11 protein-coding genes are annotated in these 11,506 nt (G+C 66.9%); 7 read left to right on the top strand and 4 right to left on the bottom strand.

Translation table 11 applies throughout. The features are described 5' to 3' along the window. Positions 1 to 947, bottom strand: a 947-nt coding sequence (locus tag ACZYZ3_RS14765) for a protein kinase domain-containing protein (protein ID WP_463964566.1), incomplete at its 3' end; no start/stop codon positions are given. Between the two features lie 129 nt (positions 948 to 1,076). After that, entirely contained in the window at positions 1,077 to 2,492 is a 1,416-nt protein-coding gene (locus ACZYZ3_RS14760) for a lytic transglycosylase (RefSeq protein WP_463964563.1), read from the bottom strand. Between the two features lie 274 nt (positions 2,493 to 2,766). Here ACZYZ3_RS14760 and ACZYZ3_RS14755 point away from each other — a divergent pair, with 274 nt between their 5' ends. Next, on the top strand, positions 2,767 to 3,120 hold the full coding sequence (locus ACZYZ3_RS14755; RefSeq protein ID WP_463964562.1) for an Rv2175c family DNA-binding protein: 354 nt from the start codon (positions 2,767 to 2,769) through the stop codon (positions 3,118 to 3,120). Positions 3,121 to 3,257: 137 nt separating this feature from the next. Here ACZYZ3_RS14755 and ACZYZ3_RS14750 read toward each other — a convergent pair whose 3' ends face one another. Together ACZYZ3_RS14750 and ACZYZ3_RS14745 are read right to left on the bottom strand one after the other, a co-directional pair. Further along, positions 3,258 to 4,352, bottom strand: coding sequence for a polyprenyl synthetase family protein (locus tag ACZYZ3_RS14750; protein ID WP_463964561.1), 1,095 nt, complete (start codon positions 4,350 to 4,352; stop codon positions 3,258 to 3,260). After that, a complete protein-coding gene (locus ACZYZ3_RS14745) occupies positions 4,349 to 4,885 on the bottom strand; it encodes a hypothetical protein (protein WP_463964560.1) in 537 nt (178 codons plus the stop codon). The genes ACZYZ3_RS14750 and ACZYZ3_RS14745 overlap by 4 nt, the downstream gene beginning before the upstream one ends. A gap of 74 nt (positions 4,886 to 4,959) precedes the next feature. On the opposite strand from ACZYZ3_RS14745, the gene dinB reads away from it, so the two are divergent. The 6 genes from dinB to ACZYZ3_RS14715 all read left to right on the top strand — a co-directional run bounded on the left by dinB (position 4,960) and on the right by ACZYZ3_RS14715 (position 11,392). After that, positions 4,960 to 6,222, top strand: coding sequence for a DNA polymerase IV (gene dinB, locus ACZYZ3_RS14740; protein WP_463964559.1), 1,263 nt, complete (start codon positions 4,960 to 4,962; stop codon positions 6,220 to 6,222). 277 nt (positions 6,223 to 6,499) lie between these two features. Continuing rightward, complete coding sequence (locus ACZYZ3_RS14735; protein WP_463964558.1) at positions 6,500 to 6,874, top strand: SCO2097 family morphological protein; 375 nt, start codon at positions 6,500 to 6,502, stop codon at positions 6,872 to 6,874. Between the two features lie 372 nt (positions 6,875 to 7,246). Continuing rightward, positions 7,247 to 7,675: a division/cell wall cluster transcriptional repressor MraZ gene (mraZ, locus tag ACZYZ3_RS14730; RefSeq protein ID WP_160666519.1), complete on the top strand. Its 429-nt coding sequence runs from the start codon at positions 7,247 to 7,249 to the stop codon at positions 7,673 to 7,675. Between the two features lie 196 nt (positions 7,676 to 7,871). Continuing rightward, complete coding sequence (rsmH, locus tag ACZYZ3_RS14725; protein WP_463964557.1) at positions 7,872 to 8,867, top strand: 16S rRNA (cytosine(1402)-N(4))-methyltransferase RsmH; 996 nt, start codon at positions 7,872 to 7,874, stop codon at positions 8,865 to 8,867. Further along, positions 8,864 to 9,547, top strand: a complete 684-nt coding sequence (ftsL, locus tag ACZYZ3_RS14720) for a cell division protein FtsL (RefSeq protein WP_463964556.1) — start codon at positions 8,864 to 8,866, stop codon at positions 9,545 to 9,547. Before rsmH ends, ftsL begins: the two co-directional genes overlap by 4 nt. A 42-nt stretch (positions 9,548 to 9,589) precedes the next feature. Continuing rightward, the gene (locus tag ACZYZ3_RS14715) at positions 9,590 to 11,392 is read left to right on the top strand and encodes a peptidoglycan D,D-transpeptidase FtsI family protein (protein ID WP_463964555.1); all 1,803 of its coding nucleotides are present in this window, start codon (positions 9,590 to 9,592) and stop codon (positions 11,390 to 11,392) included. Positions 11,393 to 11,506 lie beyond the last annotated feature (114 nt).

Here is an 11,506-nt window from a genome sequence, read left to right as displayed (position 1 = left end):
GGTTCCGGCGAGCCGGCCGGGCGCCGGGCCGGCGGGCCCGGCGGGGGCGGCACGGCCGGCAGGGCCGGGCGCGCCGCAGGGGGCTGCAGATCGAGTTCGGCGTCGCTGAGGTTCCTCCGGATGTGGCGGAGCTCGGAGAGCAGGGCGTACCCGTCGACGGGGCGTTTGTCTGGGTCGTTGGCCGTGCACCACTGCACGAGTTCGTCGATTTCGGCGGCGAGTCCGGGCACCAGCCCGGAGGGGGCACCGACGGTGGAGTTGACGTGCTGGTAGGCGACCTGGATGGGAACCTCGCCGTCGAACGGCTGGCGGCCGGTGATCATCTCATAGAGCATGATCCCGACCGAGTAGATGTCACTGCGCGCATCGGCCTGCCGGCCCAGCACGAGTTCGGGGGAGAGGTACGCCACGGTGCCGATCAGGGCGCCGGTACTGGTCGACGTCGAGACGGCGCGGGCTAGCCCGAAGTCCCCGAGCTTGATCCGCCCGTCGTCGGCGATCAGCACGTTCTCCGGTTTGATGTCCCGGTGGATAAGGCCCGCTTCATGGGCAGCCCCCAGGCCTTCGACAACGGGGTCGATCAGCGCCAGGGCCAGGCGCGGCGGGAGTGCGCCCTTGTCCTTGAGAACGTCGCGCAGGGTGTGGCCCTTGATGTACTCCATCACCAGGTAGGCCACCCGGCCATCCTCGCCCTGGTCCAGCACCCCCACGACGTGCGGGTGCGACAGGCGGGCCGCGGCCTTGGCCTCCCGGCCCAGCCGGTCGAGGAACTGCGGGTCGCCGGCCATGTGGGGGTGCAGCACCTTCAGCGCCACGTCCCGCTCCAGCCTGCGGTCGGTGGCCACATACACAGTGGACATGCCGCCGCTGGCGAGCCTGGACTGGATCAGGTACCGGCCATCCACCAGGGTGCCAACGAGAGGGTCCGACGAGTATTCCTGCACTATACGATCCTAATCGCTGCACGGAAACGGGCCCGAATCAACATGCGATCCGGGCCCGTATCGTTATCAGGCGTGCCTTGGCCGTGCCCTGGCCGGGGTGGCCGACGCCGCGGCCGTGGTTGCCTTGAACTCCTAGCCGAAGTTCCTCTGGTGCGCCTTGATGGACTCCACGTAGCCCTTGGTGTCCTCATACATGCCGTACTTGCTGACCGAGTACTGGCCCTGGTAGTAACCGGCGATGGCCTTGTCCAGGTCCGGGCTGGTGCGGATCAGTTGGCGGATGATTGCGACGCCCGCCGTGGCGTTGTCGTACGGGTCCAGCAGGTTCAGCCGGCGGCCCACGAGGTCCGAAGCCCACTCGCCCGAGGAGGGGATGACCTGCATGGTTCCGATCGCGTTGGCCGGGGAGACCGAGCGGTGGTCGAAGCTGGATTCCTGGAACGCGAAGGCCAGGGCGAGTGACGGGTCGACGCCCATGCGGCCGGCGGTGTCCGCGACGATGGTCTTCATCTGTTGGCGGCTGGGCACCGGCGAGGCGTTCAGCAGGGCTTTGTTCTGGTTGGCGGAGCTGACGACGGCGGCCGGATAGGTGTAGCCGAGGAAGGTGCTCGGGACGAGCGGCGTGACCGTGGCGGCGGGCGGCGTGGCAGCCGGGGCGGCGGGCGGCGTGGCAGCCGGGGCGATGGACGCGCCCGGAAGGGCCAGCTTCTGGCCGGGGTAGATGATGCTGGACATAGTAAGGCGGTTGGCGGACAGGATGTCGGCGAGTTTGACGCCGTTCCTGGCGGCGATGCCGGAAAGCGTGTCGCCGGACTTGATGGTGTAGGAGCCCGGTGCGGGAGCAGGGGTCGCGGCCGGCGCCACCGGGGCGGGGGCTGACGGTGCCGGAGCTGACGGTGCCGGTGCTGACGGGGCCGGTGCCGCAGCGCCGCCGATCTTGATCTGCTGGCCGGGGTAGATGATGGAGCCCAGGTTGAGCCCGTTCCAGCCGAAGACCTCGGAAAGCCTGACGCCGTGGCGGGCCGCGATGGCACTGAGGGTGTCGCCGGACTTCACGGTGTAGGCACTGCCGCCGGAGGGCGCGGCCGGGGCGGCCGGCGCCGCAGGCTGCGGCGCCGGGGCCGAGCCGCCAAGTTTGATCGTCTGACCGGGATAGATGATGGTGTTGGCCTGCAGCCCGTTCGACTTCAGGACAGCGTAGGTGTCCAGGCCGAACTTGCCGGCGATTCCGCTGATCGTGTCACCGCGGGCGATCGTGTACTCCGCCGGGGCGGAAGCCTGGGCGGGCCGGAATGCGGACGGTACAGAGGCCGGGATGGACGTGGCAGGAATCCACGCGGAACCCAGCGAGCGTGCGGTCTGTCCCTGGGCCTGTGCCTGCATGGCCGCGGCGAGGGTCGCCGGAATGGCGCGGGCGCGGGATTCGGCCGCGGCCGGCTGGGCGATCGCCAGTGAAGAAAGGACGACGGCGGGAAGGGCAGCCGTCGTGGCCGCAATCATCGGCAGGCTGGGCCGTGTGGCGGGCTTTGGCGAACGTGACGTCGTCATGGGAAAGGTCCTCTTCTCAGCGGCGAACGCTGCGGGTCTGGCTGGCAATACTGGTGTTACCAGTGTGACTCAAGTTATCGCTGTTACAAATGTGATCCATGTGAATCTCTCATGAATTGGGAATTAGCACAAGAACTCTTTGACATTCCGCAAACACGTGTTCGCGGAGTGTCGGTGAGGGAACCGGGGCGCGGACGCGCCGCGTCCGTGGCAGCCGGCATTAACCGGGGGCGTCGACTAGGCGCAGGGCCTGCCGGCATGGCAATCTTGATCCGTGAGTAATGTAGAAAGCCTTGTGGGCGAATGGCTGCCCCTGCCCGATGTTGCACAGCTTCTGAACGTTTCGATTACAAAGGTTCACGCGCTCCTTGACGAACGCGCGCTGGCGGCACTGAGGGTCGGTGAACGCCGGATCCGCTGCGTTCCCGGGGACTTCATCCAGGACGGCCATGCCGTGGAAAGCCTCAAGGGAACGATTGTGGTCCTCGCGGACGCCGGTTACTCCGACGAGGAACTCATCACCTGGTTGTTTACGCCGGATGAATCCCTGCGCGGCCGTCCGATCGACGCCCTCCGCGAGGGGCGGAAAACGGAAATCCGGCGCCGGGCCCAGTCCCTGGCCTGGTAGCACCGAACAACGCTCCCGCCCTTAACTAAGGCAGGCCCTGCACTTCACATGTGAGGTGCAGGGCCTGTTCATGCCGCCGGCGTGACGTGCCGCGGGAGTGACGTGCCGCGGGAGTGACGTGCCGCCGGTGCTGCGGCTCAGGCCACGCGGCTGACCGTGGCCTCGGCCAGCTTCCGCAGTGCCGTCTTGGGCAGTTCCTCCAGCGGCAGGAGATCCAGGGCAGCGAAGGCCGCGCGGCCAAATTCCTCAATCAGCACCTCCGTGGCCTGGAGCGCCCCGCAGTCCGCGATGATGCGGCGGATTTCGTCCACGTCGGCGTCGCCCAGCCCCGGGCTGCCGAGCTTCGCGTCGATGAACGCGGACTCGGCAGGGCTGGCCAGGTCCAGGGCGAAGGCGATCAGTACGGTCCGCTTGCCTTCACGCAAATCATCTCCTGCAGGTTTCCCGGTGGTGACCGGATCGCCGAAGACCCCCAGGACGTCGTCGCGGAGCTGGAAGGCCTCGCCCAACGGAAGGGCGAACGCCGAGTAGCCGCGCAGCAGCTCGTCGCGGGCGCCGGCCAGGGCGCCGCCCAGAGCCAGCGGATGCTCGGTGGAGTACTTGGCCGATTTGAATCGAATGATGGACTGCGCGCGGCTGACGGCTCCGGCCCGGTCCCGCCGGGGCCCGGCGACCTCCTCGAGGATGTCGAGGTACTGGCCCGCCATGACCTCGGCGCGCATCAGGTTGAAGATCAGCCGTGCCCGGCTCCCCGAGGCTGCGCTCTGGCCGATCTCGGTGAAGGACTCCTCGCTGAACGACAGGCACAGGTCACCGGTCAGGATGGCGGCGGCATGGCCGAACCGTTCCCTGTCCAGCGCCCAGCCCTGCGACTCATGCAGGTCGCTGAAGCGCCGGTGCACGCTGGGGCCGCCCCTGCGCGTGTCAGAGCGGTCTATGATGTCGTCGTGGATCAGGGCCGCCGCCTGGAACAGCTCCAGCGCGGAGCCTGCCGTCACAACCTCGTTGGCGCCCGCTCCGCCACCGGCGCCCCGCCAGCCCCAGTAGCACATGAGGGCCCGGAGGCGTTTGCCGCCGGTGACGAGGTTCGAGATCGATCCCATCAGCGGATCGATGTCCGGGGAGATCGAGGACATCACCGCCTGGCGGGTGGCCAGGAAATCGGTGAGTTTCCCGGCGACGGCGGCCACATAGTCGGCTTGTTCCCGACGCAGCTGCTCCGCGAGCGTCACTTGACGGACTCGGCGGCGACGTTCGCACCGATGGTGAAGGTGGAGACGCCGGCGGTTTCCAGCACCGAAATGTTGACGGTTTCGGTGTCGCCGCGGAGGAAGTCCTTGGACGGTACTGCTCCCACAGTTTCCCCCGGAACGGCCTTGAAGCCCTGGGCTTCCAGTTCCTTCGTATAAAAGCCAAGCACCTCAGCCGCCGGCGCGGAGATGCTGCCGACCAGTGCCACCGTGGCGGGCGCGGTGGTCTTGTCAAAGCTGGAGGAGACCACCTTCGCTCCGGGCATCACCGGCAGGAGCTTCTCCGGGAACCCGGGAACCATCGCACCGACGGTGGCCGAGGTTCCGGGTTCAGCGGAGGGGCTGGCCGACGCCGTCGCGGTGGGCTGGGCCGCGGACGGCGCAGCCGACACCGACGAGGAGGAACCCGAGGCAGCGGCCCCGGGGTTGGCGGGTGCGCATGCTGCCAGGGCCATCAGCGTGCCCGCCGCCACGACGGCTGCCGCAGCCCGCTTGCGCTGTCGAAATACCTTCACAGGGACTTTCCTCCTGGTGTTGACGCCGGATTCAGCCTCCAGTTTAGACAGTCCCGGGGCATAGGATTGAAGTTGTGGGGCCGGACAAGGATAAACAGCAGCGGGAGCAGTCTCCCCAGGGCACAGCCAGGCGGCCCAGCGAAGCGCAAATTCGGGAGCTCCGGCGGAGCAGCATCATGCACGTGGACATGGACGCGTTCTTTGTGTCCGTGGAATTGCGCAGCCGTCCGGCGCTCCTGGGCAGGCCCGTCATCGTGGGCTACCCCGCCGACCGGTCCGTCGTGCTGTCCGCCTCCTACGAAGCCCGGAAATTCGGCGTCAAATCCGCCATGCCGATGGTGGTGGCCATGCGGATGTGTCCCTCGGCCGTTGTCATCGAGCCCCGGCACAAGCTGTACTACGAAGTGTCCGGCCAGATGATGGAGATATTCGGGTCCATCACTGAACTGGTGGAGCCGCTCAGCGTGGACGAGGCCTTCCTCGACGTCGGGGGAGCGATCCGCCGACTGGGCCCGCCCCGCGCGATCGGCCAACTTATCCGCACCCGGGTCCGCAGTGAACTGGGCATCACCGCGTCCGTGGGGATAGCCGCCAGCAAGTTCGTGGCGAAGATTGCCTCCACCCGGTGCAAGCCGAACGGGTTGCTGCTCATCGGTCCGGAGGAGACTGTCCCCTACTTGCACAGCCTTCCGGTCAGTGCCCTCTGGGGTGTCGGCGCCAAAACGGTTGAGGTTCTGTCCCGGATGGGCATCCGGACCGTCGCCGACGTCGCGGCGTCACCGCTCCCGTCCCTCCGGAAGGTGCTCGGTGCTTCCGGGGAACACGTTTACCGGCTGTCGTGGGGAATCGACCCCCGTCCGGTGACCCCCGTCCGGCTCGAAAAGAGCATCGGCGCGGAAGAGACCTTCGCACTGGACACTGCAGACGAGGCGCTGCTGCACCGGGAACTGCTGCGGCTCTCGCACCGCACGGCGGAGCGGCTCCGCGGTGCCGGCATGCACGCCCGCACTGTGGCCCTCAAGCTGCGCTATTCGGACTTCTCCACGATCACCCGCAGCCGCACTGTCAGCACCCCGATCGACAGCGCCCAACTGCTGTACGCCGTCGCCGTCCAGCTCCTGGACTCGGTCGGCGACCGCCCCATGGCCGTGCGGCTCGTGGGCATTCGCGCCGAACAGCTCGAGGAGGCCGCACAGGCGCCCCTGCAGCTCAGCCTTGACCGCCGGGATGATAACTGGCGCGCCGCGGAACAGGTCCTGGACCAGGTGACCCGGAAATTTGGCACAAAATCAGTGCTTCCCGCCAGGCTCCTGGACCCCGGGGGCAACTCAGGCTGATCCTGGGTTGTCAAGCACCCATTTCTCGAAGTCAAGGGGACGTTCGGCATCTTTCCGAACAGGGCGCAACAAACTATCCTTATTTATACGTAAGTTTGGAAAGACTGGAACGAGCGTTCGGACTAATGCAGGACCAGCTGAACACCCCGGAAGGGGCCGTGGAGAACCCCAATCGACCAACGGCGGCGATTGGGAACCACGCGGGGATCCCGCACGTTGTGGGTTAAGGGACACTGGCCGCGTCAGTCTGGACGTCGGCCGATTTAAGGAGGTCGTGATGCCGCTCTCGGAGCACGAACAGAAGTTGCTGGAGCAACTTGAGAAGCAGCTGCATGAGGACGACCCAAAGTTCGCCAGCTCGATGGGCTCGGACGCGGGACGTTCATGGTCAACCCGCCATCTGGTGATCGGCGTCCTGGCCACCCTGGCCGGAGTCGTGCTCCTGCTCTTTGGCGTGACGATCCAAAACATCTTTGTCGGAGTCCTCGGCTTTGTGGTGATGGGGGCCGGGGTGTACTACGCCACCATGCGCGGTGCCGCTGCCGGCAAGGCCAAATCCTCCGGTGCGGCCCGGAAGTCCGGGAAGCCCAGGAGTTCGTTCATGAGCAATCTTGAGGAACGCTGGGACGAGCGGCACCGCGGGGAACCCTAAGCTCCGGCAGGTTCGCCGAACGTCCAGTCCGATCTCCACTTTCCACCACTGGGAATACCCAGGTGGCATGGAAGACCCGCTCCGGCGGGTCTTTTGTCGTTAACCAGGGGTTAGCCATGTCCCGACAGGGCCAGGAGCGGCGAGGCGGCACGGACGCCGCTCCGTGGTCCCGGCAGATTCCCTCCACTGCGCCCCACCGGCCCCGGTTCCCAGCCATTACGGGGAAAAAAGAGGCTCCTGCCCCACAAATTGACGCAGAATCGTTCGGCGTGTCGTTGACTGGGGAGGGATGTGGAGTAATGTGGAGGACGTAAGAGGGTAGTGGCAGCACAGGGGACGTTGGGCTTCCTACGAACAGACAGGCGGTGGGCCGTGTTTCTCGGCACACATTCGCCGCGTCTGGACGAAAAGGGTCGAATCATCCTTCCCGCGAAGTTCCGTGAGGAGCTTGCCGGGGGACTGGTTCTCACAAGGGGCCAGGAACGCTGCATCTACGTCTTCAGTGAGGCGGAATTCGGCCGGGTTCACGAGCAAATGCGGGAGGCCCCAATCTCCAGCAAGCAGGCTCGTGACTACATCCGCGTTTTCCTCTCTGGAGCCTCCGACGAGGTACCTGACAAGCAGGGGCGCGTGACGATTCCGCCGGCGCTCCGGGAGTACGCAGGGCTCGGCAGGGAACTCGCCGTTATTGGTGCGGGCACCCGCGCTGAGATCTGGGACGCCCAGGCCTGGAACGAGTACCTCGCCGAAAAGGAAACGGCCTTCTCGGAGACCGACGACGCAATACCGGGGATTCTCTGAAGCCCCACAGGCACCAGGCAGCACTGCACGATTCTTGACCGAGATCTCCAGCCGCCCATCCGGCTGTTTTCCTGGCTCACTTCCCCGGAGCCAGGCAGACGCAGGGTAGGCGCGGATGGGGATCTGGATGAAGAAGCGGCACGCGCAGCCAGCACCGCACTCCAGGACCCAGAGGGACAAACGAAAGGACGCAGGCATGACGGACCCTGACCAGAAGCCCACGTCCGAACGTCATGTACCGGTCCTCAAGGACCGGTGCATCAATTTATTGGCACCCGGGTTCGAGGCAGCGCGCAGCCGCGGCGAGGCCCCGGTGGTCATCGACGCCACCCTGGGCATGGGCGGCCACGCGGAGGCCATGCTGCAGCGCTTTCCGGAACTGCACCTGATCGGCATCGACCGTGACGAGGAAGCCCTGGCCCTCGCGGGGGAGCGCCTCCAGCCCTTCGCCGGCCGGATTGACCTCGTGCACGCCGTGTACGACGAGATCCCCGACATCCTTGCGGACCTTGGCGTCGCGGAGGTCCACGGGGTCCTGATGGATCTCGGCGTCTCCTCGCTCCAGCTGGACGAACGGGAACGCGGCTTCGCCTACTCCTTCGACGCCCCGCTGGACATGCGCATGGACACGAGCCGCGGCCAGACCGCTGCCGACGTCGTGAACAACTACAGCGAGGAGGACCTGGTCCGGATCATCCGGAAATGGGGCGAGGAGAAGTTCGCCGGGCGCATCGCCAACCGGATCGTCACCGCCCGCGCCGGGAAGCCATTCACGACAACTGGGGAGCTCGTTGAGCAGATCCGCGATGTTGTCCCCGCCGGTGCCGCCAAGACGGGCGGACACCCGGCAAAGCGCACCTTCCAGGCACTCCGAATCGAGGTCAACGAAGAACTCGATGTCCTGGAACGCGCCATCCCCGCGGCCATCAAAGCCATCGCCGTCGGCGGCCGCGTGGTCGTCATGTCGTACCACTCGCTGGAAGACAAGATCGTCAAGGGCTTCTTCCAGGCAGGATCCAAATCCTCCGCACCGCTCGGCTTCCCCGTGGAACTCGAAGAGCACAAAGCCGAGCTGAAAACCCTGACGAAGGGCACCGAAGTGCCCACCGCCGCCGAAATCGCCGAGAATCCACGCGCCGCGTCCGCCAGACTGCGCGCTGTTGAACGCATCAAAGCCAGGAGAGCCGCATGAGCACCGCCGCTGTCAACAGCTTCCCCGTTGCCACAGGGGCGACGGCCCGCGCCCTGCCCGGGATCACTCCCGGCACCGGCCCCTCCCGGAAGGCGCGCACCCCGCTCTCCCTGGTCCGGTCCACCCCGCAGAAGCGCCGCGCCCCGTTCGTAGTGCTCTGCTTTGGCCTCCTGGCAGTGGCCCTGATGGCGGTACTGGTCCTCAACATTTCCGTGTCCACCGCGCAGTACCAGCTGGTGCAGCTCCGGAGCGAGCAGTCGACGCTGACGAAACAGAACCAGGACCTGACCCAGCAGGTGCAGAACTTTGACGCCCCGCAAAACCTGGCCGCCAGGGCCACCGAGCTGGGCATGGTGGCGTCCACCGCCAAAGGCCAGATCGACCTTTCCACCCTCAGCGTCACGGGCAAGGCCAAGCCCGCGGTGAAGGGCGACGCCCCCGGCGCGGTCATTGCCGCCCCCGCCGTGGCCGGACAACTCAGCGTCGTCCCGCCGGCCACGGTGAAGGAGCCGCTCGCGAACCGCAAACCCGCAGCGGCCCCGGCCGCTGACCCTGCTGCCGCCGCGCCGGCTGCCGCCGGACCGGCCGCCGAGGCCGTGCCGGTCCCGCCGGCGATACCGGCAGTCGAACTCCACGGAGGTTCCGTTCCCGCCCCCGCGCAGAAGGTCCCGGGACAGTAACGCAGGACGGACCACCAGCCAGGCAAGCAGCAAGGAAGCATCGTGGCCCAGAACACCGGCAAGGCACGCAAAGTGAAAGCGCCGAGCGCGACCCGGCGGCTGCGGCTGGGCCTCGGCGTCATGCTGACGCTCCTGCTCGTCGTCGGCGGAAAACTCTTCCTGGTCCAGGGCCTCGACGTCGGCGGCATGGCCGAGGCCGCCCTGCAGAACAGGCTCACCCCCATCGAACTGCCCGCCGAGCGCGGCAGCATCCTGGATACCAACGGAACCGTCCTGGCCAGCAGCGTGATCCGCTACAACCTGGTTGTCGACCAGACAGTCAACACCAAGACCGAGGAATTCCGCCGGCTGGAGCCGGTGGACGGCAAGGACGAGCTCGTCAAGGTCTCCCGGGACCAGGGCATCAACGAACTCGCAGCCGTGCTGGGAATGGCCAAGGACACCCTCAAGGACGCGCTGACGGGGGACCAGCGCTACTACATCGTGGCCAAGGACCTGAAGCCCGACGTCGAGGACCGTATCGCCAAGCTCCAGATCCCCGGCATCGTCACCGAAGGCACCACCAAGCGGGTGTACCCCAACGGCTCGGTGGCCGGCGGGATCGTTGGCTTCCTGAAGGACGGCACCACCGGACAGGCCGGCCTCGAGCAGACCCAGGACGAGACCCTCAGGGGAACCGCGGGGAAACGGCTCTTCGAAATCGGCGCCGACGGGCTGCGCATCCCGGTCGGAGTCGACCAGCTGACCCCGGCCGTCAACGGCAAGGACATCAAGCTCACCCTGAACGCGGACCTCCAGTACTTCGCCCAGCAGGCCATCCAGAGCCAGCGGGACAAGCTCAACGCCGAGTGGGGCGTCGTGATCGTCCAGGACATCAAGACCGGCGACATCATCGCCATGGCGGACACCAACTCCCCGGACCCCAACGACCCGGGCAAGGCCGATGCCCAGGACCGCGGCGTCCGTGCCGTCACCGCGGCATACGAACCCGGATCGGTGCAAAAGATGATCACGGCCGCCGCCCTGATCGAGGAAGGCAAGTCCTTCCCGCTGGACAAGTTCACCATCCCGTCCTCGTACACCGTGGACGGGCAGACGTTCAGCGACTCCTTCCCGCATGGCACCGAGGAACGGACCCTGGCCGGCATCCTGGGCTGGTCGATGAACACCGGCACGGTCATGGCCGGCGAGCGGCTGAGCAAGGAACAGCGCTACGACTGGCTGAAGAAGTTCGGCATCGGCGAAGCGCCGGACATCGGCCTGCCCGCCGAGGCCACCGGCATCCTGACCCCCCACGAGCAATGGGACGGCCGCCAGGAGTACACCGTCCTGTTCGGCCAGGGCGTCTCGCAGTCCACGCTCCAGACCGTCCGGGCCTTTCAGAGCATCGGCAACAACGGGGTGATGCTCCAGCCGCGGCTGATCGACAGCTATATCAACCCGGACGGCACCGGGGAAAAGGCCCCGGCGCAGCCTTCGCGGCAGATCGTCACCCCGGAGACCGCCCGGCAGGTGCGGGACATCCTCGAAAGCGCCGTCACGGAGGGCCAGATCAAGGAGGCCGGCCTGGACGGCTACCGGGTCGGGGCGAAGACGGGCACCTCGCAGTCTCCGTGCGACGATGGCACCGCAGGCTTCTGCGGCTTCACGGCGTCGATGGTGGGAATGGCGCCGATGGACGATCCGCGGTTTATTGTTGAAGTGGTCCTGCAACGGCCCAAGGGCGATATCTACGGCATCTCGAACGGACCGGTCTTCCGGTCCGTGATGAGCCAGGCGCTGCGGACGTACAACGTCCCGCCGTCCACCGGCGATCCCGTCCGACTGCCGCAGTACGTGAAGTAGCACCCGCGCGGGAACCAGCACCACGCACGTCCGCCACCAACCTGTACCGGGAATACTGAGCCTGCCGGCCGGAGCAATCCTCCGTGCGCAGCGCCAGATCCACCAGCACCACCA

This window comes from Pseudarthrobacter linnaei (genome assembly GCF_055412825.1).
Note: the sequence above shows the minus strand (reverse complement) of the source record. Positions and strands in the feature narration are given on the sequence as shown.